The following is a 26,872-nucleotide window of genomic DNA, read 5'->3' on the forward strand; positions in this document are numbered from 1 at the left end:
ATGCGGCGAAAAACAGAGTGCAGAAAATCGGAATTTCAGCACGCAACAGAACCACAGCTGCCAAGGACTAGCAGGCGTGCGAGCATGAAGAGTTCTTGAGATCAAAAACGAATCTGACAAGAAACCTCACACATAAAAATGTGTACGAGGTCTTAGTCTTTGAGTACGACTTGGAAGTTAATGCAGATTTTCGGAAGTTGCCGTATAACGACACCTGGATATTGCGTCAAATTATTTTCGGCGTCAAGAAATTTTAAACTGTTGCTATAGCCTCACTCTCAACGCTTGGCTATATCTAGCCCCCCCTCAAGAACGACTACTGTCGGCTATACGACTATGGTTAAACATGAGTTTGCGCAAGCTGACCAAGAACCGGGGCTCGTTCCCAGACACTTACCCCCTCTCAACGCCTTACGAATATTCGAGACAGCCGCTCGCTCTAGTAGTTTGAGCTCAGCTGCTGCAGAGTTGGGAATCACGCATGGTGCAGTTAGTCGGCAAATAAAACTGCTTGAGGATTGGTTAGGCCAGCCGCTTTTCTCGCGAGACGGGCAACGTAACGTGGCCACAGCGCACGCGCGCGCCTTTGCCGAAGAGATCAGCGAGGCGTTTAATCGAATCAGCGACGCATCGGTGCGCTTCGGCAGGACGCCTAGCACAAGAGTGATCAGGGTCAATGCGCAAACAACCTTTGCTATGCGCTGGCTGATTCCACGCTTGCATACGTTCCATCGCAGTCATCCGGACATCGAAGTTTCGGTCTCGACTGCGAACAGTGCTCAGATTAGTGGGCTCATTGGATTCGATCTTCTAATTCGCAAGGAACCGCTGGAGAAACCCGAATGGCATCACTTCGAAAGGCGTGTGCTTTTTGAAGAAAAATTGACTTTAATTGCCGCGCCGTTCTTACTACAAGCTCATCCTATCAACAACCCAAGCGACTTGAGCAAACATATATTTGTAACGTCGCAAACTCGACCAGGAGAATGGGAGAAATGGTTAGAAGCATATTCGATACCGCATATTCGTCCGATACGATTTCAACGGTTTGATCATTATCACGTGACTCTCCAGGCTGTCATCGACGGTTTGGGTTTAGGTATAGGTGGAATACCTACACTTTCACACGATATAAAGCAGAGGCGCTTAGTCGAGCCCTTTCCTGTGTTGACCACCGGCGCAAGATATGTAGTATTGGTTCCTCCAGATATCGACAAGTCTGCACCACTACGCAATTTCCTGACGTGGCTGGAGGAAGAATCCTCGCTTAAAGATACTAAGTAATGCAATCGAGCCAGCAAGGTTTCTAGAACTCATTTCATAAATAGCACCTCATGAGAATGATGGCGATCCAGTTGCCAATGATGCGACTGGCGTGTTTCTGCATCTGGGAGAGGGTCACATTGCCGGGTCAATGTTCATACCGCCCCCTGGCTGGAACACGTTTACCGCAAGCATCCCTATACCAAGGGCCAAGGTAGAAGCAATTTCAAAGTAGATGAATCAATTTCCCGGGTTTAAAACATCAGAACCAGTTGTAAAAGAAGAAACACTTTCGCCTGCACCAATGGAACTTAAAAAGCTATTTATCAACTCCATTGATTCAGATGTAATAACAGAAACTGTCATTTTTCAAACCCTATATTTTACTTAGCCACAAATTTATATGAAAAAACAATAAACAATATGAAAAATATAATTATTAATTCAAAAGGTATAATTGGACTTATATCTTCACGATAGACAAATAAAGATCTTTCATATGACATAACCTCTTTTTCACCAATATCAATTTTCCAAATGTTTCTCATTGGATTACCCGAATACGTCCACAAATAAACTGATGAAACACCGCCATTATTTTTATAAATATTTAAAACATAGTTTTTATTATCGAAATTAATTAATTTCTCATGATACTCAACACTTTTATCATGATTTTTGAATTCCACAACATCCCCATTTCTCGCCCTAACCAAACTAAAAGAATATGGACCAGATTTAACCAATTGTTCTTTTAATGGAATTACTGAATTACCTAAACGATAATCCAAAAAATACCCTGTCTTTCCAAACATAGTAAAAAAAGACACAATCAATAAAAGTAAAAATATTCGACCAAAAAAATTATCGCCAATATATTTTCTTTTAACTATCTTAAAAAATAAAATTTTCAAAGAATTACCTCACTTTTAAATATTTTTAATTACCAATAAAGCTTGCGAATATATAATCTCATATTTATTTTAGAATTCCGCACAACTTCTTTGGTAAAGCTTCCAAATAACGACGCTCCCACTCCAATGATCGACAATCTGATTGACGATTCAATTTCTTCTCTGGGATACTAATATTTATGGAAAGCTCAAGAAATTTTAAGACACCACGCACTACTAGCTGATAATTGGCGACAAGATCCTCATAAAAAATCATAAGTACCGGAAGACGATTACTACGAAAATAGTGATTCCACTCGAAATCCATCTGACTACAGAGTTTGACGTAATAATCAATTGCCGCTATGTTAAACGGCAAGGAAAGATCGAGGGAACTGCTTTGATCCTTTCTTCCTTTAACGGAGCGCCAAACTCCAGTACGTGAGGCCCGATAATAAGAAATAGCTTGGGCAACTTTATTTTTCCTTCGTAACCATATATAGCGCGGAGATTGAAGCTTGGTCCTTAGAAAAAATTCAAGCGGCTCCGATGGAGCACTAGGGATGTCTCCGCGAAGCGAGGCAACCAATTTTTCCTGCATAAAATTCGTTTGATTCCAATGTACTTTGGCACCAAATACCCCATTTTCAGTTGACGTACTTTCGATTAATCGATCTAAGTATTCGCTATTATTGATAGCTCCAAATCGCATCAACCAATATTGTAGTGGTCAAGTAATCCCGGACACTGAATTAAGTTTTTTCTCTGCTATGGCCGGAGCCAATCCGCCATTGAACTGATGAGGCCGTATCCAGTTGTATCGATGCATCAGATAGTGACTGATGTCCTGCTGCGCTTGCAGTGCCGTCATGTAACCGACGTTCGGCACCCATTCCGATTTCAAGCTTCTAAATAAGCGTTCCATGGGTGAGTTGCCCCAACAGTTGCCACGACGACTCATGCTCTGCTCGATCCGGTAGCGCCACAATCGCTGACGGAACTTACGGCTACCGTATTGCCCGCCCTGATCCGAGTGGAACAAGATGCCTTGTGGGCGGCCACGCTGTTCGTAGGCCATGTCCAGCGCTTGTACCACCAGATCGGCATCCGGTCGTGTCGAGAATGCCCAGCCAACGACGCGACGTGTATATAAATCTAATACTGCGGCCACGTAATGCCAACCGCCTTGAACCCAGATATAAGTGATGTCGCCGCACCAAACTTGGTTGGGAGCATCGACATCAAACTGGCGATTGAGACGATTGGGAATATCGAGTCGCTCTACTGTCGCCTGCTTGTAGGCATGCTTTCCGGGCTGCTTGCAAATCAGCCCTAATTCTTCCATCAGACGGCTGACCTTGAAACGGCCAATTGCCAGACCGTCTTCTCGCATCATGCCCATGATGCTACGGCTACCCGCCGAACTGCGGCTCTCGATGAACAATTCGTGCACGCGGCTGCGTAGCGCCATGCGCTTGCCATCAGGCCGTCTAATTCGTTCCCGATGGGCGTATAAGCATGACCGCGATATATCAAACACCGCACAGACCAATTCAACCGGATCGTGGCGACACATCTGCTCGATTATCTGGTACGTTCGATCCCTTCCGACATCAAGAGCGCGGTAGCTTTTTTTAAAATGGCCTTCTCGCGTTCAAGACGATCAACACGCGCCTCCAGTTCCTGGATGCGTTGCTGATCCGCTGTGATTGCCTTGCTCTGGGGCGTGATCCCTTGTCGTTCTTGCTCAAGCTGGCGTACCCAGCGTCGCAAAACCGATTCGGCAATACCAACCGACTTGCTGGCCTCGACATGGCTATAGTGCTTATCCAATACTAGGCTAGCAGCCTGCTGCTTGAATTCTGGGGAAAACGTGCGTCTTTGCTTGCTCATCAAACACCTCTCTATGGCGACTATTCTCGCCTAAATTGGTGTCCGGGATTATTAAACCACTACATAAAGTATGAGCAACCTTGGTCACCAAAATGGCACCCGTAGCGCCTATAGGGTGACCGTGTGCGATAGCACCGCCGTCGATGTTGAACTGTTCGTCAGATACTTTTAGCTCTTGCTGCACTACCAGAGCGATGGCGGCGAAGGCTTCATTTACCTCGAAGCGATCAACCTCGCCTAACCGCCATCCTACTTTGGAGAGCGCCGCTTTGATAGCTGAAACGGGCCCTAAACCGAAGAAGCCCGGCTCGACACCAACGACTGCAACACTACGAATACGCAATTGCCAGTACTTTGCCGAGTGCGGGCAAGGCTTGGGTCGACAGGCCCCGTGCCGTGCAAACAGTTCCCATGCCAGTACCAGCAAGACGGGCGCAAGGCATGACAGCAATACGTAGCTGCGAGCACTGAGGACAAGTGGTTTTCCCTTGCGCAACGTTGATGAGGAGCGTGATCTGGAAGATTCGCGTGGCAGCGCTACGGCAGCGGCAATAGTAGCAGCAGCGCTCGGTTCCAGCACCGGGGTGTCCAGTCCACTGGGCGGTTCAGGCATCAGTGGTTCCTTCCCTTCTACGCAGGCGAATACTGCGAATCAGAACATTGCAATCAATGCCTGCGTAAAAATAAGGAATGTTTTCGCACTTCGATATCCGGTCAACGACTTTGAATAGGAATCGAAAAGCTGTCTCAGCAGAAACCAGCCAATCAGACTGGCAGATAGTCAGTCGATGCGCCGTTGCGGTTGCGCTTGCGGCGCTCGACTGGCCGCAGCCGAGGGCACTGCGGCAATCAACGTACGCGTGTAAGCGTGCTGCGGTGCTTGCCAGATGCTGTTGTGAGCCCCGGTCTCGACGATGCGCCCACCATGCATCACCAATACCTTGTCAGCGATATAACGTACCACCGACAGATCGTGAGAAATGAACAGATATGACAACCCAAACTCGTGCTTGAGATCCACCAGCAAATTCAGAATCTGTGCCTGTACCGATACATCGAGCGCCGATACCGGCTCGTCACAGATGACCAGTGCAGGCTTCAGTATCAGCGCGCGTGCAATTCCGATGCGTTGACGCTGACCACCCGAGAACTGATGTGCATAGCTATGCAATGCACGCTGCGGCAGGCCGACCAGATCGATGATCTCGGTAATTCGGCGGCGTCGTTCAGCCTTGTTCTTCACCTCATGGATTACGAGCGCCGCATCCAGGATCTGACTGACCGTATGACGCGGATTGAGCGAGGCATAGGGGTCCTGAAAGATCATCTGCACCCGCCGCCGATGCGGTCGCAGGTATTTCTGATCAAGGCTGGCAATATCTTCGCCAGCAAGCAGGATCTTGCCGGCACTGGGGTCCACCAGCCGGATGATGGTCTTGGACAAAGTTGACTTGCCGCAACCGGACTCGCCAACCAGACCGACTGTTTCACCAGCCGCAATATCGAAAGATACGCCCTGTACGGCATGCACCACGCCATTGCGCGATGCGTACTTGGTATGCACATCCTGCACTGACAGCAGCGGAACCGCAACGGCTGTAACTGCTGGAGCGGAACGTTCTGAAGACCCCACCAGAGGCTGGGCATGAGCGCGCGTGGTGAGCGTAAAGCCGGGTACATTGTCCTGGTCAAGCGTGGTACAAATTTCGGGAAGACGGCCAGCGCGATAGTGATAATCCTGTTCCAGATGCAGCGAGGCACCGAGCAAACCACGTGTGTAGGCATGCTTGGGTTGGGCGAACAGCTTGCTGCTGTTAGCATCCTCCACCTTCTTGCCCGCCAGCATTACCGCAACCCGGTCGGCCCATTGTTCGACCACGGCAAGATCATGCGTAATCAGCAGCACCGACATACCCAGATCGCGCCGCAACTGATCCAGCAGCGCCAGAATCTGGGCCTGAATCGTTACGTCCAATGCGGTCGTTGGCTCATCAGCAATCAGCAGTCGTGGCTGACAGGATACAGCCATGGCAATCATCACGCGCTGACGCTGGCCACCGGACAGGTGATGGGGATAGTCATGGAAGCGGCGCTGCGGTTCAGGAATTCTGACCAGCTCCAGTAACTCAATGGCGCGCGCTTTGGCGGCCTGAGCCGACAAGGGCTGGTGCAGCCGGATTGCCTCAACCACTTGCTGGCCTATGGTCAGCACCGGATTGAGCGAGGTCATCGGCTCCTGAAAAATCATCGAGATGGCATTGCCGCGTAAGTCACAAAACTGATCTTCGGACAACTGTGTCAAATCACGGCCCTCGAACAGTATCTGGCCCCGTACCCGTGCGCTGGGCGGCAATAGCCGTAGCAGCGACAACGCCGTGGTCGATTTACCGCAACCGGACTCACCTACCAGTGCCAGTGTCTCTCCTGCCGCCATACTCAGATTGAGATCAGTGACAGCGTCGTGGCCGGGAAAGGCCACGTGCAGATTACGAATGTCGAGTAGACTGGTCATGCTGCTTGTTCAAGCTGTGCCGCTGCCGCTACATACTCGGGCTCAAGCTGTACATCGAGCGCTTCATTAAAGCGTGCAAAGAAAGCGCATAGTGCTGCACGCAAAGTCAGCTCGACCACCTGTGACTCGGAAAAATGTTCGCGCAGACGAGTAACGAGACTATCGCCTACACGCTGATGCGTGACTGCCAGCGCGTAGTCGCGTACCAATGTGTCAAGGGCATCGAAGCCCGGCACATCGGTTTCCAGAATACGCTCGACTGCCTGCGGGCTCACATGTTGTGCCACCAGTTTGGGAGCATGATGAGAGACGCAATAACTACATTCATTGGCACGTGATGCCGTCACCAGCACAATCTCCAGATGCCGTTTGGAGATATTACCGTCGGCAGCAAACTGCAATAGCAGGCCATAGATATGCTCGATTGACGCTGGTCGGTGAGCCAATACGCCGAGCATGTTACCGAAGGCGCCGTAGTCGCGCTCCACGGTTTCAAAAATCGTACGTGCCGGGCCTTCGGGTAATTGCTGCGCAATCAGGGTTGAGACGCGTGCCATCGTGGTTCTCCTATTTTCTGTCGCGCGGATCGAGTACGTCGGCCAACCCGTCGCCTAACAAGTTCAATGCCAGCACCGTCACCACAATGGCGATGCCGGGAATCGTCGTGATATACCAGTCAGTGCGGATCACTTCGCGCCCCGCACCAACCATATTGCCCCAGCTCGCCACATTGGGGTCACCCAGCCCAAGGAAAGCCAGACTTGATTCGGTCAGAATGGCAGTAGCCACCATCAGAGAGGTGGAGACCAGAATCGGTGTCAAGGTATTGGGCAAAATATCGTGCAACAAAATGCGTGCATCAGTAGCACCCAGTGCCGCGCTGGCCTGCACCATCTCGCTGTGGCGCAGCTTCAGTACCTCGGCGCGCACCAGTCGGGCCAGACTGGGCCAAGCAGTAACGCCGATGGCCAGCGCAACGGTCAGAACTGTCGGCTGGACCACCGCGACAATGGCCAATGCAAACAAGAACGAGGGAATCGTCTGAAAGAACTCGGTCAACCGCATCAGAACTGCATCCGCCGCGCCACCGTAATAACCAGCCAGCAATCCGCCACTGACACCCAATAGCAGCGCCAGCAAGGTCGATATCATCGCGATCAGAAGCGATACCCGCGCACCGTGAAAAATACCGCTGAGCAGATCGCGCCCCAGCATATCGGTACCCAGCAGATGTGCCTGATCAACTCCGGGACGGACAAATGGCTCAGCCACCATATCCAGCGGATCGCCGGGAAACACCCAGTGCGCCGACAAAGCCATGACCACCACCAGCAATAGCAACACGCCGCCGATCAATGCCGAGGGTGAATGCAGCAGTCGCACTGTCCAGCCACGCTGACGTGGTGCGGCAAGCTGACTGAGGGATATCAGGGTTTCGGTTGGTGCCACAGGAGCAGCAAGTTCAGTCATCAGCATTTCACTTTCAGGCAAAACGGATACGCGGGTCGAGCCGGGTATAGACAAAGTCCACAATCCAGTTCACCACAATCACCACGATGGAGCTACACAGCAAAATCCCGAGCAGCAAATTGAAATCACGCTGGAACAGCGCTTCAAATGCCAGTCGCCCCAGCCCCGGCCATGAGAACACGGTCTCCACCAACACCGCACCGCCGATAATGGAGCTGATCTGGACACCCAGCATGGTCACCAGCGGCAGCGAGGCGTTACGCAAGACATGCGCAAACAACACGCGCGGTGCGCGCGCTCCCTTGGCCACCGCAGTACGGACAAAATCCTGCCGCCGCACTTCGACCATAGTGGCGCGCATCAACCGGGTGTAGACCGCCATATAAAACAAGCCCAGTGTCACAGACGGCAATACCAGATGGCGTGCCACATCCACTATATGAGCCCAGCCGGTATATCCAGCTTCCACTGTGAACATGCCACCGACCGGTAACCAGTCCAGCCAGACTGAAAAGACCACTACCAGCATCAGACCAATCCAGAACAGGGGCGTAGCAAAGAACAACAAGGCCAGGGTCGAGATCAACACATCGACCAGCTTGCCGACACGATAGGCAGCAATCGCCCCGAGTGCGGAGCCCACCAGTACCGCAAACAGGATACTGGCCCCCATCAGTAACAAGGTTGCCGGTACCCGCTCGCCGATCAACTGCGCCACCGGCATGCCATGCCGAAACGAATAACCGAGATTGAAATGCGCCAGGTTCAGCAGATACTTGCCAAACTGCACCAGTAGCGGCTGATCAAGCCCGAACTGGGTGCGCAGGGCGGCCATGTATTCGGGTGTCGCGGCACCGGCCTCACCGGCCAGTACCTGCGCGGCATCACCGGGTGCCAGTCGCAACAGAAAGAAGTTGATCACTGCCACGCCCAGCACAACGCCGACCAGTTGCAACAGGCGACGCAGCACCAACGGTGATAATAAATACTTGCCCATTATTTCTGTGCGGCAGTGCTAGCTACCTTGGTTGCACTGTCAAACCATGCATTTTTGAGTGAACCGTAGGCCTGATCAACACCGCTGACAGCATCTTTCAGATTAACCGAATGAACCGTAAAGAAATGCAGTTCCAGCAGCGGAATCGACGGCAGATCAGTCTCTACGCGTTGCTGAAATTTCTTGAACAAGGCAATCCGCTCATTTTGATCCGGCGAGCTAGTGGCCTGCTCGATCAGCTTGTCAGCCTCGCTGTTACGGTAGCCGGAGCCATTGCTCCAAGGGATATTTTTTCCGACCGAATCACTCCAGTACGCACGGGTCACACCGACCAGTGGATCGGCGAATCCGGCAAACCAGACGACCGACAGATCATAGTCGCGGTCCCCATAGACGCGCCGGGTATAGGTCGGCGTATCCTGCGCCCGCAGATTAACGTCAATACCGACGCGCTTCAGGGCTTGCTTGATGTACTCGCCACTGCGCTTGTAATCGTCACCATAGGGGAGGAAATCCAGACTGATGTGCAGACGCACACCATCGGCGTCGCGCTTGAGACCAGCAGCGTCGAGCAAGGCTTCCGCCTTTTTCGGATCGAAATCATATTTCGGCACGTCGTCGGTATGGAATTGCTTGAGCGTAGACACCACCGGGCTTACCGCGGGCTTGCCAAAACCGTACCACACCACCTTGTTGAGTGCATTACGGTCAATCGCATAAGCCAGTGCCTGACGCACTCGGGCATCCTTGAAATAAGGACGGTCGACATTGATATCGAGGAACAGCCATGGCGAGAGCCATTCATAGCCACGCGTTTCCAGCTTCAGGCTAGACAGCTTGGACAAGCGATCGGCATCCTTGAGCGGCACGGGCGAAAATGGCGCGTACTGAACCTCTCCGGTTTCCAGTGCTGCGGCGCGGGCGCCGGCATCCGGAATCACCTTGAAGACAATCTTGTCCAGATAAGGCTTGCCCTTGTCCCAGTAGTTGGGATTGCGTTCAAGCGTGATGTAGTTGCCTTTGCTCCACTCCTTAAATACAAATGGGCCTGTGCCGACCGGCTTGTTGTTATACGGATTGTTGAGAATGTCGGTGCCTTCATATAGATGCTTGGGCAAGACCTGCGCACCATTGCTGTTGAGCGAACTCAGCACTGCCAGCGAAGGCTGACTAAAATGAATGATGACGGTGTAGTCATCTGGCGTGTCGACACTGGTGACAGTGGCAAAAATAATCTGGTTACGTGGGTGAATTTTCTTCCAGACGTTTTCCAGTGTCCATTTAACATCGGCCGAGGTGAACGGCTGGCCGTCATGCCATTTCACGCCGTGGCGCAAATGAAAAGTCAGGGTCTTGCTGTCCTTGGAAATATTCCAGCTTTGCGCCAGCGCAGGGCGCAGCTTGAAGTTATTGTCGTATTCCAGCAAGCCATCAAACACATTGGCACTGAAGAAGCCAGTCGGTGCGGCAGTATTGAGTGCTGATGAAAGGATCACCGGCTCCGGCTGAATAATGGTAGTGAGCGTACCGCCACGCGTCTGGGCACCGGCGCTGGCAAACACCGTGATCGATAACGCTGCGCCTGCCAGAAAATTGAAAACAGTCTTGTTCATGTTATGCATTCCCTCGAAGTTTATAGTGAGTGCCTGGTAGTTCGTTTTGTGCAACGAGCCATTACTGACTTGGCTTCGCCGGCTCCAGCCAGGCGTTCTTGAGCGAGCCCTGTGATTGATCACCATCCTCGGAAATGCCATGTAGACGGGGTGAATGCACCGTAAAGAAATGCAGCTCCAGCAGCGGCAAAGTTGGCAATTCGCTTTGCGTGATTTGCTGGAATTTCTTGAACAAAGCAATCCGTTCGGCCTGAGTGGCAGCACCCTGCGCCTGCTCGATCACACGATCGACTTCAGGATTGCTGTAGCCAGAGCTATTGGTCCAGGGCACGTTCTTGCCAACCCAGCCAGACCAGTACATACGGGTCAACCCGATCTGTGGATCAGGGAAAGAGGCATTCCATGAAATAGAGGTGTCAAAGTCACGATCACCGTAGACACGCTTGGTGAAAGCCGCCGTATCCTGGCTACGGATATTGAGCTCGATACCAACCCGCTTGAGCGATTGCTTCAGGTATTCAGCGGTACGACGATAGTCGTCACCATAGGGCAGATAGTCATTATTCAGTGTGAAACGCACGCCGTCGGCACCGCGTGTAAAACCTGCCTCATCCAGCAGCGCCTCGGCCTTTTTGGCGTCATAGGGATAGCGCGGCACACTACTATCAAAGAACTGTGACAAGGTGCTCGGCACAATGCTCACCGATGGCTTGCCATAGCCATACCAGACCACCTTGTTGAGGTTATCGAGATTGATGGCGGTGGCGATTGCACGCCGCACGCGTACGTCTTTCAGATATTTGTTGCTCAGGTTGTAGTCGAGATAGAGCACCGGTGACGACCACTGGTAACCATTGGTTTCGACCTTGACCTTGCCGGTATCTGAGAGACGCTGAGCTTCCTTTGGCGGTACCGGGCTGAACACGGCGTACTGAGCCTCGCCATTTTCCAGTAACGCAGCACGGGCACCGGCGTCCGGCACCACCTTGAAAATAATGCGATCCAGATACGGCTTGCCCTTGTCCCAATAATTGGGGTTACGTTCCAGCGTGATGTAATTTCCCTTGCTCCATTCCTTGAACACAAACGGACCGGTACCGATCGGCCTGTTATTATTGGGATTGTTCAGGACATCGGTCCCCTCATAGAGATGCTTGGGCAGGACTGGTGCGCCCCAGGAATTGAGCGTGGACAGCAGTGCCAGCGACGGTTTGCTAAACCGCAGGATGGCAGTATTGGCATCTGGCGTATCGACCTGCGTCAGGTTGACCAGAATCGCCTTGTTGCGGGGATGAATAGTCTTCCATACATTTTCCACTGACCACTTGACGTCGGCCGAGGTGAACGGCGTGCCATCGTGCCATTTGACCCCACGCCGCAGATGAAAGGTAATCGCCAGACCATCCTTGGAGACTTCCCAATGCTCGGCCAGTTGCCCATGTGGCTTGAGATCATTATCGTAAGACAACAGACCGTCATACACATTGGTGGCGATCAATGAGGTGGGCTGCGCCGTATTGACCGCACCGGTCAGCGTCACAGGTTCCGGCTGTACGATAGCGACCAACGTGCCACCGGATCTGGGAGTGAGCGTGGATTGGGCCATTGCCAGTAGCGGCAATGTGACTACCAGCAAGGCAGGAATGCAGTTGGCAAAAGATGTGACTAAGCGCTTGCGCATGGTGAACTCTTGGTTGGAATGAAGAAAGCGGCAGAATCCGGCTGATCAGTACGCGCAAGGAATGCACGCAGCAACGACCTGCGGCGCGCCCGGACAAGAAAACAGAAAAATGGATTCTGCGGTCGACGGCGCAACCCGCGCTGACATGATGGTTTGACTCCGCAATACGACCGGCAGTGAGACTACCGGCAAGATAAACAAGCGGCCATTAGAGCAAAAACCGGATTGCAGTTGAACGAAGTATTTTGAATTTGCAAACACGGAAATTGCATGACCGCCTGTTACCGGGCGACGAGTGTTTTTATTGATCGCTTGTTGCTTATTACTTATTGCTTATCAACTATCACACGATTGCTACTGCGCTGCAGACAGAATTGCCTGCAACAGCACATTGCCGCCGGCCGTACACCACGGCGGCAGAATGTCTTCTGCTTCGTTGTGACTGAGCCCCTCCACGCAGGGAATGAAGATCATGGCACTAGGCGCAATCCGGCTGACATACAAGGCATCGTGCCCGGCTCCGGAAATGATGTCCTGATGGGTATACCCCAGCTGCTGCGCAGCTGCACGTACCTGCCCAACACAAGTCGCATCAAAGGCGACCGGCGCATAAGAGAACACATGCTCGATCTGCTCGCGCAGACCATACTGCGCTGCGATATCGCGGCTAGCAACACGCAACAGCTGATCCATCTGCTGCAATACAGCCTCATCAGGATGACGGAACTCCACCGTGAAGTCAGACCGTCCCGGCACGACATTGCGTGAATTAGGAGTCAGGCTGACACTGCCCACCGTCGCCCTTGCCTGCGGTGCATACTGCAACCCGATCTGATGCACTTGCAGACTCAGGGCTGCCAGACCGAGCAAAGCATCGCGCCGACGCGCCATGGGCGTCGTACCGGCATGTGCGGCCTGCCCGCTAAAACTTCCCTCATACCAGCGTTGCCCCTGACCGCCCTGCACCACACCAATGGTGACGCCAGCGGATTCGAGAATCGGTCCCTGCTCAATGTGCAACTCAAAACAGGCATGTACATCCAGCCGCGGCTGGCCAGCACCGGCATAGCCGATCTGTTGCAAGGCTTCGCCAATGGTGCAGCCGTCGCGGTCGGTACGGGACAAGCCATACTCCAGATCGAAGACACCACAGGCCACCCCTGAGCCGATCATTGCAGGTGCAAAACGGGAGCCCTCTTCATTGGTCCAGTTGACCACTTCAATCGGACGTCGTGTCTGCAGCCCCGCATCGTTGAGTGCGCGCACCACCTCCAGCCCGGCCAGTACGCCATAAATACCATCGAAGCGCCCGCCCAGTGGCTGAGAGTCACCGTGGGAACCGGTCAGCACCGGTGCCAACGTCTCATCCAGACCAGCACGCCGGGCAAAAATATTACCCATGGCATCGATGCGGATGCTGCAACCGGCTTCACGTGCCCAGCGCACAAACAGATCGCGCCCTTGACGGTCCTGTTCACTAAGGGCCAGACGTGTTACGCCACCAGCGGGGGTGGCGCCAATACAGGCCATGACTGCCAGACTATCCCACAGACGCGGGCCATTGATACGCGCTTGTGCGCTACCTGAATGACTCATGATGACGCCTTCTTAGCGGCCACAGCGGTGTAGCGAAAATCGCAGCGTGGTGCTCCCTGCATGATGGTGCCGGTACGTTGCAGGGTCACTTGCGGCGCATAGCCGACGATGAACTCGGCGTCGCGATTACAGGACAACAGATGACCTATTTCACCTAAACCCATCTCACGGTACATCTCGGCGTAGCGGCAACGGGTGACATCGTAATGGTAGTGCTGCGTATCGCTGGCAAGTACTTCCACGGTCAAGGCCTGATCCTTCTCCCACAGCGGTTGCAGCGCCACAAAGCTGCGCAGATCAGCCGGAGACGTTTCGCGCTGGGCGAAACTGCGCCCAGCCTCTATCGCCGCTTTGGACACCGCCTCGCCGATGATGGCTGCCGCCTGCGGCTGACCAAGTTCGCGCACCAGAATGTCGTAGATAGGCTTGATGATTTCAGCTTCAATGCGCCGTCGCGCCAGAATGCCCAGTTCGTTATTTTCTGCCATCGTGGCTGTACTCCTGAAAATGGAAAATCCCGGCCAGACGGCCGGGAGTCGTTACCTAAGCGATACTTACTTGCCGCCGAGCACTTCGGCCGGGACCCATTTACCTTGTCGTACCTCAAACAGGGTGTACGCCGGGTTATTCAGATTGCCTTCACTGTCAAACGAGATACGGCCGGTAACCCCGTCGTAACTGATCTGTTGCAATACCGGCAAATAGCGCGCCGGTGCTACCGAGTCGGCCTTGGTGATGGCTGCAATCAGGGTTGCTGCGGCATCGTAGGCAAACGGAGCGTGCAATTCGATCGGCTGCTTGTACTTGTCTTGGTAACGTTGATCAAAGGATTTGCCACCAGGCATCTGCGCGATCGGCAAACCAGGCTCCAGTGCGACGACACCCTCACCTTCCTTGCCAGCCAGATTCAGAAAGGTCTGACTCACGAATCCACCGGCGCCGACCAGTTTGGCCTGGATACCCAGCTCACTGATGCGACGCGCCAATGGTGCTGCCTGGGCGTCAATCCCGCCAAAGAAGATCACGTCAGCATTCTTGGCACGAATGCTGGTCAACACCGCACTGAAGTCCTGAGTCTTGTCAGTGACGTATTCGCGCGCGACGATATTGCCGCCATATTTCTTGACACCTTTGACGAACTGGTCGGCCAGCCCCTGACCGAAAGCAGTACGGTCGTCGATGACAGCAATCCGTTGCGCCTTGCGTTTTTCCACAACGTAGCGCCCCGTGTATTCACCGCCGATATCGTCATGCCCCATCACGCGAAAGCTGGTCTTGAAACCTTGCAATGTGTATTGATGACCCGTAGAAGCTGGTGCCAGCTGGGCGATGCCAGCGGCGTTGTAGACCCGCGCAGCTGGAATACTGGTGCCCGTATTCCAGTGCCCGACAACACCGACCACACCTGCATCCACCAGCCGCTGCGCAGCACCAACAGCAGTGCGCGGATCGGACTGGTCATCTTCCGCCAGCAACTTGAAGAACACGGGCTGACCACCGATCACAGGCTTCTTGGCATTGGCATCATCGAGCGCCAATTGCGCACCATATTCCAAATCCTTGCCAATCCGTGCCGAGGCACCGGACAACGGGGCCGCAAGGCCGATCAGGACTGTCTTGGGGGCGGCGGCAGTTTGTGCAGTCGCCTGCAAGGTGCAAAGGGCAGCAGCCGCTGCCAGTAGCATGCGTAGCGTACCCGTGCGCACCTGCAGCGCTGGCTTGTTTTGATTGTGTTGATGATGAGACATCTCTTCTCCGGAAAATGAAAACGGCTCAACCTGAGCCGACCTGTAGCCGTAAGGGCATTGTTTTCAAAGCTGAGAAATATTGAATGATTTAACAAATAAGAACAAAGAATATAAATAGATAACCTAATGAAAAGTAATTTTATATATTTAAATTCAATTGTTTACATTAAATTCAATCATGGCGAAAATAATCAAATCACTTCAGTAAAATTTAATACATGAAAAATTTAGAACAATTTGGCGATCAACTACCGCTGCGTGCGCTTCGCACCTATGAAGCATTTGCCCGGCTCGGCACCGTCATCGGTGCAGCCGAAGAACTGGCCATTACGCCTTCGGCGGTGAGCCATCAATTGCATCTGCTCGAGAGCTTTCTGAATGTATCGCTGACGCTGCGACAAGGGCGCAACCTGGTGCTCACCGATGAAGGCCGGGAGTATTACCGCGCCATTCGCTCAGCCTTTTCACTACTGCGCGATGCAACCGACCATGTACGCGCCAACTCGGCCGTGCGACAGGTCACCATCAGCCTGATTCCGCTGTTTGGCATGGGTTGGTTCATTCCTCATCTGGCCTTGTTTCAGACTGAGAATCCTGACGTCGATATTCATGTCAGCTATGCCCACCATCGCAATTACCTCAGCGATGCGGCAGATCTGTCGATCCGTTTTGGCACCGGTCAATGGGCAGGGTATTCAAGCGAAAAAATCCTCTCGGGAAAAATGGTACCGGTATGCAGCAAAGTGTTCTATGACCGTCATGGCCCCTTCCATGATCTGGAAGATTTACTGACGCTGCCACTCCTGCATGATGAGGAACGGCTAGGCTGGCTGCAGTGGTTTGATCTGGCGCTGGGCAAACGACCACCGCGATTGGATGGTCCGATCTTTGAAGACGGACAGTTGACGCTGGCGGCAACGCTGTCCGATCTGGGCTGCGCATTGATGCGCGAGCCGCTGGTGCAACATCAGCTGCAACAGGGGAGTCTGATCAAGCTCTCTGAAGTCGCACTCGATGATGGTCGCGATTACTACCTCTGCCAGCGCGCGGCCAACGAATTGACACCCGGGGCGATCAGTCTGCGTGACTGGATGTACCGACAGATCGCCCTGATTTCCGGATAGTCTGGATAGCCCGAATTATTTCGCAAACACCGTGGCATATGAGCGGTCGAGAATTTTTTGGGTCTCGAAGCGCTGCGGGAAGACACCCTGCTTGAACAGGAAGTCGGCGGTATCCTGCGCATCGCGGGCAGCCTGATCGTCGATCGGCCCGACTGCCTGATGGGCAGTACTTAACCAGCGATAGGCGACATCACGATCAATGTTGGCGCGCTTGGACCAAAGCTCGGCGTACTCGTCGAGATGACTATCAACCCAGCGTCGGGCCACGATCAAACGCTTGAGAAAGTCCTCAATCTCGGCATGCTTGTCCTGTGCTGATTTGTCATAGGCGGCAACAAAGCTAAGCGCCGGCATCAAGCCTTTGGCGGTGACCAGTGTACGTGCGCCCTGATGCAACTGCAGCGTACTGACAAATGGCTCCCATAGCGAAACCGCATCGACCGATCCATTGCTCAGTGCGGTCGTTGCATCCACCGGCATCAGGTAAGAGAACTTGACATAGTCAGGCGGTAAGTTGGCACGTTCGAGCGCCCGCAGGATCAATTGCTGACTCCATGCACCACGCCAGACAGCAACGGTCTTGCCTTTCAGGTCCTGTACGGTGCGGATTGGTGCATTACCGGCCACCTGAATGGCCACCCCGTCCAGATTTTGACGCGAGGTAGCAACGACCTTCACTGGCGCCCCTCGCGCTGCCAATGTCAGCAAACCGGAATCACCAAGAAAGCCGAGATCAAGCGCACCACTGTTGAGACTCTCTGCAATCGGTGCGGCGGCCTGAAAATGCTTCCATTCGATCTTGTAAGGCAAATCCTTGAGAACGCCGGAAGCCTCCATCGACGCCTGAATGTTGTAATAATTTTGCTCACCCACGATCAGGGTAACGGGCTCCTTGGCCTGCGCAGTGTGCACACCGAGGACCATCAGTAATGCTGCTGCCAGTTTTTTTAGCGACATGTGACGCAATGCTCCAGATAAAAAGTGATAGAGGTGTCTCAGACAAATGAAAAAATCACATCCTGTGCCAGCGCAGGCGCTACCACAATCCTTTTTGCATCCGCGTGCAGCACCGATACACTGCGCTCGGTCAGCAATCGACCTACACGATCAAGTGAGGCGACCTTTATGGTCAGGCCAATGGCGCGCTCAATGTGATGCGGCACGGCGCTGAGCGCAATACCGTAATGTGCAGCCACGCCTTCGGGCCGCAGGTACCAGACTGCCGTCGGGCCTGCCTGAAAGCGCACTCCATGAGGATGCTCTGAAATCGCTTCAGCGCCAAAGGCTTGCCTCAGCAAGGCAACCGAGCGCACCGGGTCGGGTGTGACATACACATACTCGGCCAGTCCGGTGGCACCATTGGCATGCTGCTGCCACTGGCTGCGCCAGACCAGCTCGGGCGTACCATGCTCGCAAAAAAATACGCGTCCATTGGGCACCAGGTCCGCAGCAATGCGCAAGGTACAGAATCGCGCATCACCGAGATACTGGCCATCGACTTCTACCGGTCGGTGAAAGGCCCCCGGCCCGTCACCATCCAGCGCCACCTCGCGTGCGCTCAAAGCAGCCCAGGTCTGATCAGCATCGCTAGTCTTGAACACCAGACCAGCCAGGCCATGCGGATGCTCCCATTGAATGCCGGGCTTGCTGGCGTTATGCGGTTCAACACCGAGCAGCTCCAGATAATCGTCCCCGAAGATCGCCAGATGATTACTGGTGCCTTTGGAATGATGACCGCGCGGCGTCAGCGTAAAACCCAGACGCGTATATTGATCGGCAGCCTGATCGAGCTCCTGCTCGACGTGGATAACAACATGATCGATGCGTTCAGACATGACAGACTCCTGTTTCCCGTAAATGGTTTAGGCAACCTGACGCGCCAGCTCGGCATGCCATTGTTGCCCCGGCACGGCGGCCAGCAAGGCTTGTGTATAAGGATGCACTGGCCGCCCGAAAACTTCACTACTACTACCCTGCTCTACCACGCGCCCTTGTTGCATCACGACGATGTGATCGCAGATCTGTGCTGCCACACGCAGATCATGCGTGATGAACAGTATCGATAGCCCGAGCTGTTCGCGCAGGCGCGCCAGCAATGCCAACACCTGCGCCTGCACCGATACATCCAGTGCCGACACGGGTTCATCGGCCAACAGGATTTTTGGCTCCAGCGCCAGTGCACGCGCCAGACCGATACGCTGGCGCTGACCACCCGAAAACTCATGCGGGAAGCGTTGCAAGGCAGCCGGATCGAGCCCGACCAGTTCAAACAGTTCACGTGCTTTAGCCATTGCCTGACGCTGCGTCAAGCCCTGCTCAATCGGGCCTTGGGCGACGATTTCACCCACCCGCCGACGCGGATTCAGAGAGCTGTACGGATCCTGAAACACCATCTGTATCGCGCGCGCCCGCTTCCGTCTGGCTTGTGCAGCACTGGCAAACTGCCATGGCGCTGAAGCAAGTGTCGGCAAGGCTTGTCCTGCGACGAGCAATTCACCGGCATCCGGCTCCAGCAAGCCAAGGATCAGCCGCGCCAGTGTCGATTTTCCAGACCCACTTTCACCGACCACACCGACGGTGCCACCTGCAGGCAAAGTCAGATTGACATCTGCTAGCGCTTGCGTGGCGGCCGCCTTGCGGTTGAACCAGCCACGCGGCGAATAGCTTTTGCTCAATCCCCGAATGGTCAATGCCGGCGGCGGCACTGAAGGCTGCACTGCCGGAGCAGCCGCGCTCACTCGCGGCAACATCGATGGCACCGCCGTAATCAGGCTTTGGGTATAGGCATGCGCCGGTTGCGTGAGTACCGTTGCGGCTGGCCCTTGCTCCACCAGCTGACCACGTTGCATGACAACCACCCGGTCGGCGATATCGGCCACGACGCCGAAGTCATGGGTAATGAACAATACAGCGGTACCCTTGCGTCGCTGCAAATCATGGATCAACTGCAGAATCTGCGCCTGGGTTGTCACATCAAGCGCGGTGGTGGGCTCGTCTGCAATCAGTAACGCCGGCTCCAGTGCCAATGCCATGGCGATCATCACACGTTGCCGCTGACCACCGGAGAGCTCATGCGGATAGGCCCGCAAGGTCCGCTGCGGATCCGGCAGATTGACCGCCTGCAGCAAGGCCAGCACCCGTGCATCTATCTCCTGCCGTGGCAGGCTGGTATGCACTTGAAATACTTCTCTGAGCTGACTGCCAATGCTGTGCAACGGATTCAACGCACTCATCGGCTCCTGAAAAATCATGCCGATACGACTGCCGCGCAAATGCCGCAATGCCTCGGGCGACTGCGCCAGCAGGTCCAGCGTCAGCGGTGTCGATGGGTCCTGCCACAGTGCTTCCCCATCTTGTACCCGCACACCATCAGGCAACAGGCCAAGCAAGGCATTGGCAGTCAATGACTTGCCGGAACCGCTCTCACCCACTACACAAAGGATTTCGCCGAGGTGCAGATCAAAAGATACGTTATCGAGCGCCAGACTGCGGTCAGCACCCGCGGGTAAGGCGATCGACAAATTACGTAGCGACAGCAGCGGTGCTGACGTATGCGGGCGATCGGGTGCAATCGAAACAGCGTGGGTCATGAGCGATGTAACCTCGGGTTAAGTGCATCATTGAGGCCCTGCCCCACCAGTGAAATAGCCAATACGGTCACCAGAATGACCGCACCGGGAATCGCCGAGACATACCATTGATCACGAATGACGCCACGTCCGGCACCGATCAGGTTGCCCCAGGAGGGCACGTTCGGGTCCGACAGATTGAGGAAGGCCAGCGCACTCTCCAGCAGAATGGCGACGGCCATGATCACGCTGGCGTAGACGATGACCGGTGGCAGCGCATTGGGCAGGATTTCGCGAAAAATCAGTTTCAGATCACCAACACCGAGGCTGCGCGCCGCCAGCACAAACTCCCGATGACGCAGGCTCAGGAACTCCGAGCGCGTCAGGCGTGCCACTGCGGGCCATGAGACGATACCAATGGACCATATAACAGTGTGAATATTGGAGCCAAAGACTGCGACCAATACCAGCAGCAACAGGAAGTTGGGGAGGATCTGAAAGGCTTCGGTCACGCGCATGAGCACGTCGTCAACCCAGCCGCCATAAAAGCCAGCAACGGCTCCCAGCACCAGACCAATGAGCGCGGCAATTCCAGTGGCAATCAAGCCAATGGCAAGCGAAACCCGTGCACCGTGAAGAATCTGCGCCGCAATATCCCGACCGACCTGATCGGTACCCAGCAGAAAACGTGGGTTCTGCCCAGGCCATTGCAAGGGCCGCCCGGCCAGACTCAGTGGATTGTGCGGATACAGCCAGCCAGCGCCAAGCGCTGCGGCAATCACCAGCAGCAGCAAGACCAGCCCGACCACCGCCGCCGGGTTGCGTGCATAGCGTTTGAATAGAATGAATAAATTAGGCAACGTCATGAGATCGATTTCAAATAACAGTGCACGCCTCAGCGCGTACCGATAATGCGCGGGTCCAGCCGTGCATACAGCAAGTCCACCAGAAAATTGATCGCAATCACCAGCAATGCCGACACAAACACAATGCCGAGCAAGGTATTAAGATCGCGCTGCACCACCGCTTCATAGGCCAGTCGCCCCAGTCCTGGCAGCGCAAATACGGTTTCCACCACCACCGAACCACCCAGCATGGTGCCGGCCTGAAGACCAATCAGGGTCACCATCGGCAGCAAGGCATTGCGTAGCATGTGGCGCACCACGACGCGCGTTTCCCCAACGCCCTTGGCACGTGCAGTGCGAATGTAATCCTGCGTCGCCACCTCGAGCATGGAGGCACGCATGATGCGCAGATAGATCGCCAGAAAGATCATCGATAACGTTAACGTCGGTAAGGTCAGATGCCAGGCAATATCCAGTACATGCGCCAGTCCGTGTAACGACAGCTCAATGGATTCATAGCCGCCTGAGGGTAACCAGTCGAGCCAGATCGCAAAGACGAAAATACCCATCAAGCCAAACCAGAACGAGGGCATCGCATAGAAGATCAAGCCGACGGTAGAAATCAAGGTATCTGGCCAGCGGTTGACCTGACGCGCAGCAATCACACCCAGGGCCATACCGATTGAAAACGCAATCGCCAGTGCCGAGCCCATCAATAACAGTGTTGCCGGCAAGCGCTCTACAATCACCAACGCTACCGGTTTGCCATAGATGGCCGAATAGCCGAGATCAAGATGGACCAACCGCCACAGATAGTCCCCCAGACGCATCGACACCGAATTATTGAGGTGGTAATACTCCCGCAGATTGGCAATCATGGTGGCATCAGCGCCACCCATCTGTGCCACCAGCGCATCGACCGTATCGCCGGGCGCCAGTTGCAACAGCAGAAACAGGCCCGCCAGAATAATCAGCAAGGCCGGCAAAGCGGCCAGCAGACGCCGCCCTGCCAATGCAAAAAACCGCATGTCAACGACTCCGATCAGGCCTTGAGCCAGGTATCATGCCAACTGCTGGAAGGCCAGCGGGCATTGTTATGGCCGTTCTGCACATTGCGACTGACCACCGAATAGAACTCGCGCTCGGTCGCCATCCAGATCGGCAACTCCTCGTTGACGGCCTTGAGCCATTCGGCATACAAGGTGCGCCGCTTGACCGGATCAATCTCAGTGGCGGCGTCGTCGATGAGCTTGTCCACCTTGACTGACTGCCAGCCGTACTGATTGGTCCATGGTGCACCGGCCGGGCTGCCCGAGCGATACCAGACCGTAGTCGAGACGGCAGGATCACCGCGATACTGATGCCAGCCGGTAGCAATATCAAAATTGCTGTCCTTGTACACCGCCGTCAATGCACCGGCGACGTCATAGTTGACGATCTCGACCTTGATCCCAACTGCCTCCAGCGACTGCTGGATAAAGGTGGCGAGCAATGGCACATCTTCGCCGTTCTGGATCGGCACCAGCTTCAGCGTAAAGCGCTGACCACCGGCACCGCGCTTGTAGCCCGCTTCGTCGAGCAAGACCTCGGCACGTTTGACATCAAATGGATACGGCGGCTTGCTGCCCTTGGGGAAGAACGAAGAGCTTGAGGGAATCGGACCGGCCGCCTCCTTACCCAGACCGTAGAGGAAGTTGTCGATGAAGTACTTGATATCGATGGCATGCACAATCGCCCGACGTACCCGCACATCGGACAACTCCTTGCGGCGCACATTGAACTCCAGCGTATTGTTGAACACATTGGCTTCGAGCCCCTTGCTGCGCACTTCAAACTTGGGATTCTTGCGCAGCCGATCCAGATCAGCCAGTGCCAGTTGCGAATACGCGCTCAGTTGTACCTGACCGGTTTCCAGTGCAGCGGTAGCCGCCGACTTGTCGGTAATGATGCGCCAGACAATCCGGTCCAGATACGGCAAGCCTTTGCGCCAGTAGTCAGGATTGCGCTCAGCGATGATGAACTGGCCGCGCTGGTATTGCACAAACTTGAATGGACCGGTACCGATAGGCGCTGTATTGGCTGGATTTTCCAGCACATTACTCCCCTCGTAGACATGGCGTGGCACCACATAGCCAAGGTCAGCCAATGCCCGCAGCAAGAGGTCAATCGGCATTGGCCGCTCGTAACGGAATACCACGGTATGTGCATCCGGAGTATCGACCGCGCGCAGATACAGATGCAATGCGGTAGCGTAGTTAAGCTGCTTCTTCCATAGCTCCAGCGCGTTGTATTGCACATCGGCAGCGGTAAACGGCTTGCCGTCATGCCACTTCACGCCTTCGCGTAACTTGAAGGTGATGGTCTTGCCATCCTTGGAGGAATTCCAGGCAGTCGCCAATTGTGGCACCGGTTTGCCATCCGCATCCAGATCAACCAGCGCTTCGACAATCTTGCTGGTGACAATATAGACGCCGGTAGACGCGCGCAGCGACGGATTCAGGATCCGTTGTTCCGAACCGAGATGGACATTAAGCACACCACCGCGACGTGGCTCGGTTTGCGAAAATGAAATGGTAGGCCAGGCAGACGCGACCAGCAGGGTTCCGGATGACAAAAGAAACTGACGGCGATTGGCAGACATGGTTTATCAGGAGGTAGTTAACACGACCTGAGAGTGTAAATTTTGCGGACTGGCACACGGAAGGATTAAAAACGTACTTGCTAATGCGGTTTTCTTATCTTGTCCATCGCTGTAAAGGACAGAAGAAAATCAACTATCTAGCTGCGAAATTGATCCTTCTTGCATCGCAGATGCCTTGCTAAAATTTTCGACCTGATTGATTTTTTAGGGAATAGCGATCGTGTCATCGACTCTTTTTTTCAGGAGTATTTTCTTCGCAACCACACTTGCATTAAGTGCCAGCTGCTTTGCCACCGATGCACCGTTACGCGTCGGCGCGTCACCCGGTCCCTACAGTGATTTTCTGCAAGAGGCTGCCAAAATTGCAAATGCGCAAGGCTTCCCGGTCAAGGTGATCGAATTTACCGAACCGACCCAGATCAACGAAGCAACCCAGGCTGGCGATATCGACGTCAATAACTTCCAGCATATCCCTTACATGGATAAGCAGAACGCGTCACGCGGCTACAAGATTGTCTCAATCAAACCCAGCTTCGTGGCACCCGCCGGCATCTATTCTGCCAAGTACAAGGCGATTTCCGGTCTCCCGCAGGGGGCCAAAATTGCGATCCCGAATGACCCTGCCAATGAAGCACGCGCACTGTTCTTGCTGCAGAAGGCAGGGCTGATCAAACTGAAGAGCGGAGCCAATACCAACGCCGGGCTGAACGACATAATCGACAATCCCAAGAAGCTCAACATTGTCCTGCTGGACGAGGTACAGGTGCCACGTGTGCTGGTCGATATTGATGCAGGCGTGGTCACACTGAACAAAGGCGTACTGGCTGGGCTCAACCCGAAGGATGCGTTGCTGCTAGAGGATAAATCCTCGCAATGGGCTATCATCTGGGCCTCACGTGCCGACCACAAGGACGATCCGAGGATTGCCCGTTTCATTAAGATTTTTGAATCTGATCCGATCAAGCAGTTAATCATCAGCAAGTTCAACGGTACTGTGATCCCGGCTTGGTAAATAGCTGAAAAATAGCTGAAAAATAGCTGAAAAATAGCTGAAAAAAGCTAACACACACCAAACAGGAAAGAGCAACCAGGCGGTAGCGAATGGTAGGCAGTAGGATTAAAAAAGGAGCCAGTGGCTCCTTTTTATTTTTCTACCGAATCAAACCAAACGTCCTCGCCTATTCCTGCGCAAAACGACGCGGCCGCAGACCGGCATAAAACCAGTTGACCATCGATACCGTGTCGTAGATCGGCAATCCGAATGTGCGCTCGATATCAGCTGTAAATGGCGCCAGGTTGGTGCATTCGGAGACAATCGCACCAATCCCCGGATGGGCGCGCAGCATCTGCGCGGTCAGCTCCAGCACTTCCTCGCGTAATACCTCAAACGGCACAGTGTCATCCCCCTCTCGGATGGATCGTACGAACTCTGAATCAGGTGGCATGCCATAGACCGGTGTATCGGGAGCGATGCCGACCGCCTCCAGATAAGCTCCGCTGAGTGCAGCACCATCATAGGTCAGAATACCGACTTGCTTGTCTGAGGCAATCAATCGCTGCACCAATGGCACCTGCAACAAACTGCTGGTCGCCACAGGTACGCCACAGAAATCTGCCAGTTCACGCTGATAGATGGACAGAAAGCCGCAGGTGGTCGTAATGCCATCGACACCAGCCTCGACCAGTTCCCGCGCTGCCTGCTTGAACGGTTCAAGCAAACTGGTCTGATGCAGATCGGTCATTTTGGCGGGAACCGCATCCGCAACGATGCGGTATTGGACCGGGAATGGCCAGGTACCGGCATGTCCGATATCGCCAAGGTAACGCCGAAAATGCGTTTTGACCATCAGAATGCCGATGCTGACGCCATAAAAAGTCTTTTTCGTATTCGCCATGATAGTGTCCTGTGATTAGTTTCCGGTAATGACCTCAGACGAAGAAACGCTGCGGTCTGAACGGAGTCAGTTCGAGGCGCGGTCGCTGATGCACAATTTCGTCCACAATCAACTCAGCAATATAGGGAGCCAAAGTCACACCACTATGCGTAATCGCACTGTAGTAACCGCCGATCCCGGGCGAAGGTCCAATCGCGGGTAACTGGTCGGCAGGAATGGCGCGTACCCCGACCCGTAGTACCTCCGGCTCCACATCCCGTAACAGCGGCAAGACTTCACGCGCCGCCGCTAGTAACGCGAGCACCTCTGGTGAACGCGCATGAAATTGTGCATCAGCGGCCACTTCCAGCTCGTTACGACAAATCAGTAATCGCCCTGCGCCATCAGGGCGGATATGTACCTGCGGCGTATAGAGAATCTGCCGGAGACCATGGGCCAGTGGCGGTGTGAACAACAGCAAACCCGCCGTCGGCGTCATTGGAATACGCAAGATCGGGGGAATCGCAGCTTGATCCGCATAGCGACCGGTGCAATTGACGACAATATCGGCATCGTGCAGCGTGCCATCGGCAGTCCTTAGTCCCACCACCTTGTGCCCCTGCTGACGGATCTCGATTACCGCTTGATGCGTGACCACCTGTGCTCCATGCTCACGTGCATCAGTCAGTAAATAATGACTATATACCACCGGATCAATCCAGGCTTCCTCCGGGAAGAAAGCCACTGGTGCATCGCCAACAGCAGCCTGGTTGAGGTCTGGCGCCAGCTCCCTAAGCTGGTGCGGATCAAGCCATTGTGCGACATAGCCCCAGCTTTGCAGATCAGCGATCTTTTGACGGTAGCGTGCCGGATCACCAGCCCGCCATTCGATGGTACCGCCCTCATGCCACCATGGTGCTGCTGCAAACTGTGACCGCAATGTCCGATGTGCATGCATGCCTGCCACATTGAGATCGTGATAGATACGTGGAGTCTTATCGTGTGAATTGACCCAGGCAAAACTGCTGGCACTGGTACCACCAGCAATCCGTCCTGCATCAATAACCTTGACCGGGACGCCCGCTCGTGCGAGTTGAAATGCCAGCGAGGCACCGACGACACCAGCGCCAATGATAATAATCATGATCGGGGA

The 26,872-nt window shown here is 54.2% G+C and carries 24 protein-coding genes; 3 read left to right on the forward strand and 21 right to left on the reverse strand.

Annotated features, from left to right (window positions below; genetic code table 11):
- Positions 1 to 336 precede the first annotated feature (336 nt).
- Entirely contained in the window at positions 337 to 1,284 is a 948-nt protein-coding gene (locus FHW66_RS01565) for a LysR substrate-binding domain-containing protein (protein ID WP_183377950.1), read from the forward strand.
- 362 nt (positions 1,285 to 1,646) lie between these two features.
- Here FHW66_RS01565 and FHW66_RS01570 read toward each other — a convergent pair whose 3' ends face one another.
- The 13 genes from FHW66_RS01570 to FHW66_RS01630 all read right to left on the reverse strand — a co-directional run bounded on the left by FHW66_RS01570 (position 1,647) and on the right by FHW66_RS01630 (position 15,630).
- Entirely contained in the window at positions 1,647 to 2,177 is a 531-nt protein-coding gene (locus FHW66_RS01570; protein ID WP_183377951.1) for a hypothetical protein, read from the reverse strand.
- A gap of 64 nt (positions 2,178 to 2,241) precedes the next feature.
- A complete protein-coding gene (locus FHW66_RS01575; RefSeq protein ID WP_183377952.1) occupies positions 2,242 to 2,868 on the reverse strand; it encodes a Stf0 family sulfotransferase in 627 nt (208 codons plus the stop codon).
- Positions 2,869 to 2,886: 18 nt separating this feature from the next.
- A protein-coding gene (locus tag FHW66_RS01580) for an IS3 family transposase (RefSeq protein WP_183378624.1) occupies positions 2,887 to 4,049 on the reverse strand; the annotation gives its coding sequence in 2 pieces (ribosomal slippage) (positions 2,887 to 3,785 and positions 3,785 to 4,049; 1,164 coding nt in all).
- Positions 3,997 to 4,662, reverse strand: a complete 666-nt coding sequence (locus tag FHW66_RS21165) for a hypothetical protein (protein WP_183377953.1) — start codon at positions 4,660 to 4,662, stop codon at positions 3,997 to 3,999. The genes FHW66_RS01580 and FHW66_RS21165 overlap by 53 nt, the downstream gene beginning before the upstream one ends.
- A 168-nt stretch (positions 4,663 to 4,830) precedes the next feature.
- Positions 4,831 to 6,561, reverse strand: a complete 1,731-nt coding sequence (locus FHW66_RS01590) for an ABC transporter ATP-binding protein (protein ID WP_183377954.1) — start codon at positions 6,559 to 6,561, stop codon at positions 4,831 to 4,833.
- On the reverse strand, positions 6,558 to 7,118 hold the full coding sequence (locus FHW66_RS01595) for a carboxymuconolactone decarboxylase family protein (RefSeq protein ID WP_183377955.1): 561 nt from the start codon (positions 7,116 to 7,118) through the stop codon (positions 6,558 to 6,560). Before FHW66_RS01595 ends, FHW66_RS01590 begins: the two co-directional genes overlap by 4 nt.
- Before the next feature lie 10 nt (positions 7,119 to 7,128).
- Positions 7,129 to 8,031, reverse strand: coding sequence for an ABC transporter permease (locus FHW66_RS01600; protein WP_183377956.1), 903 nt, complete (start codon positions 8,029 to 8,031; stop codon positions 7,129 to 7,131).
- 13 nt (positions 8,032 to 8,044) lie between these two features.
- A complete protein-coding gene (locus FHW66_RS01605; RefSeq protein ID WP_183377957.1) occupies positions 8,045 to 9,028 on the reverse strand; it encodes an ABC transporter permease in 984 nt (327 codons plus the stop codon).
- Positions 9,028 to 10,641 (reverse strand): ABC transporter substrate-binding protein, encoded by a 1,614-nt coding sequence (locus FHW66_RS01610; RefSeq protein WP_183377958.1) that lies wholly within the window; start codon positions 10,639 to 10,641, stop codon positions 9,028 to 9,030. Before FHW66_RS01610 ends, FHW66_RS01605 begins: the two co-directional genes overlap by 1 nt.
- A 61-nt stretch (positions 10,642 to 10,702) precedes the next feature.
- Entirely contained in the window at positions 10,703 to 12,322 is a 1,620-nt protein-coding gene (locus FHW66_RS01615) for an ABC transporter substrate-binding protein (protein WP_183377959.1), read from the reverse strand.
- A gap of 354 nt (positions 12,323 to 12,676) precedes the next feature.
- Positions 12,677 to 13,918 carry a Zn-dependent hydrolase gene (locus FHW66_RS01620; RefSeq protein ID WP_183377960.1) on the reverse strand — a complete coding sequence of 414 codons (1,242 nt, stop codon included), beginning with the start codon at positions 13,916 to 13,918 and terminating at the stop codon, positions 12,677 to 12,679.
- On the reverse strand, positions 13,915 to 14,406 hold the full coding sequence (locus FHW66_RS01625) for an L-2-amino-thiazoline-4-carboxylic acid hydrolase (RefSeq protein ID WP_183377961.1): 492 nt from the start codon (positions 14,404 to 14,406) through the stop codon (positions 13,915 to 13,917). The genes FHW66_RS01620 and FHW66_RS01625 overlap by 4 nt, the downstream gene beginning before the upstream one ends.
- 66 nt (positions 14,407 to 14,472) lie before the next feature.
- Positions 14,473 to 15,630, reverse strand: coding sequence for a branched-chain amino acid ABC transporter substrate-binding protein (locus FHW66_RS01630; protein WP_370543425.1), 1,158 nt, complete (start codon positions 15,628 to 15,630; stop codon positions 14,473 to 14,475).
- Positions 15,631 to 15,884: 254 nt separating this feature from the next.
- On the opposite strand from FHW66_RS01630, the gene FHW66_RS01635 reads away from it, so the two are divergent.
- The gene (locus FHW66_RS01635) at positions 15,885 to 16,790 is read left to right on the forward strand and encodes a LysR substrate-binding domain-containing protein (RefSeq protein WP_183377962.1); all 906 of its coding nucleotides are present in this window, start codon (positions 15,885 to 15,887) and stop codon (positions 16,788 to 16,790) included.
- A 15-nt stretch (positions 16,791 to 16,805) separates the two neighbouring features.
- Here FHW66_RS01635 and FHW66_RS01640 read toward each other — a convergent pair whose 3' ends face one another.
- The 6 genes from FHW66_RS01640 to FHW66_RS01665 are packed head-to-tail and all read right to left on the reverse strand — an operon-like array spanning position 16,806 to position 23,845.
- Complete coding sequence (locus FHW66_RS01640) at positions 16,806 to 17,747, reverse strand: ABC transporter substrate-binding protein (protein ID WP_183377963.1); 942 nt, start codon at positions 17,745 to 17,747, stop codon at positions 16,806 to 16,808.
- A 38-nt stretch (positions 17,748 to 17,785) separates the two neighbouring features.
- Positions 17,786 to 18,625, reverse strand: coding sequence for a VOC family protein (locus FHW66_RS01645; RefSeq protein WP_183377964.1), 840 nt, complete (start codon positions 18,623 to 18,625; stop codon positions 17,786 to 17,788).
- Positions 18,626 to 18,652: 27 nt separating this feature from the next.
- The gene (locus FHW66_RS01650) at positions 18,653 to 20,380 is read right to left on the reverse strand and encodes an ABC transporter ATP-binding protein (protein ID WP_183377965.1); all 1,728 of its coding nucleotides are present in this window, start codon (positions 20,378 to 20,380) and stop codon (positions 18,653 to 18,655) included.
- Positions 20,377 to 21,225 carry an ABC transporter permease gene (locus FHW66_RS01655; RefSeq protein WP_183377966.1) on the reverse strand — a complete coding sequence of 283 codons (849 nt, stop codon included), beginning with the start codon at positions 21,223 to 21,225 and terminating at the stop codon, positions 20,377 to 20,379. Before FHW66_RS01655 ends, FHW66_RS01650 begins: the two co-directional genes overlap by 4 nt.
- Positions 21,226 to 21,254: 29 nt before the next feature.
- Entirely contained in the window at positions 21,255 to 22,232 is a 978-nt protein-coding gene (locus FHW66_RS01660) for an ABC transporter permease (RefSeq protein WP_183377967.1), read from the reverse strand.
- Between the two features lie 14 nt (positions 22,233 to 22,246).
- A complete protein-coding gene (locus FHW66_RS01665) occupies positions 22,247 to 23,845 on the reverse strand; it encodes an ABC transporter substrate-binding protein (protein WP_183377968.1) in 1,599 nt (532 codons plus the stop codon).
- A 220-nt stretch (positions 23,846 to 24,065) separates the two neighbouring features.
- Here FHW66_RS01665 and FHW66_RS01670 point away from each other — a divergent pair, with 220 nt between their 5' ends.
- The gene (locus FHW66_RS01670; protein ID WP_183377969.1) at positions 24,066 to 24,857 is read left to right on the forward strand and encodes a MetQ/NlpA family ABC transporter substrate-binding protein; all 792 of its coding nucleotides are present in this window, start codon (positions 24,066 to 24,068) and stop codon (positions 24,855 to 24,857) included.
- Between the two features lie 166 nt (positions 24,858 to 25,023).
- Here the strand turns inward: FHW66_RS01670 and FHW66_RS01675 are convergent, their stop codons facing one another.
- Both FHW66_RS01675 and FHW66_RS01680 read right to left on the reverse strand, forming a co-directional pair.
- Positions 25,024 to 25,740: an aspartate/glutamate racemase family protein gene (locus FHW66_RS01675; RefSeq protein ID WP_183377970.1), complete on the reverse strand. Its 717-nt coding sequence runs from the start codon at positions 25,738 to 25,740 to the stop codon at positions 25,024 to 25,026.
- 34 nt (positions 25,741 to 25,774) lie between these two features.
- Positions 25,775 to 26,863, reverse strand: a complete 1,089-nt coding sequence (locus FHW66_RS01680; protein ID WP_183377971.1) for an FAD-binding oxidoreductase — start codon at positions 26,861 to 26,863, stop codon at positions 25,775 to 25,777.
- Positions 26,864 to 26,872 lie beyond the last annotated feature (9 nt).

It is taken from the genome of Herbaspirillum sp. Sphag64 (assembly GCF_014192645.1).
Lineage (GTDB): Bacteria > Pseudomonadota > Gammaproteobacteria > Burkholderiales > Burkholderiaceae_D > Herbaspirillum.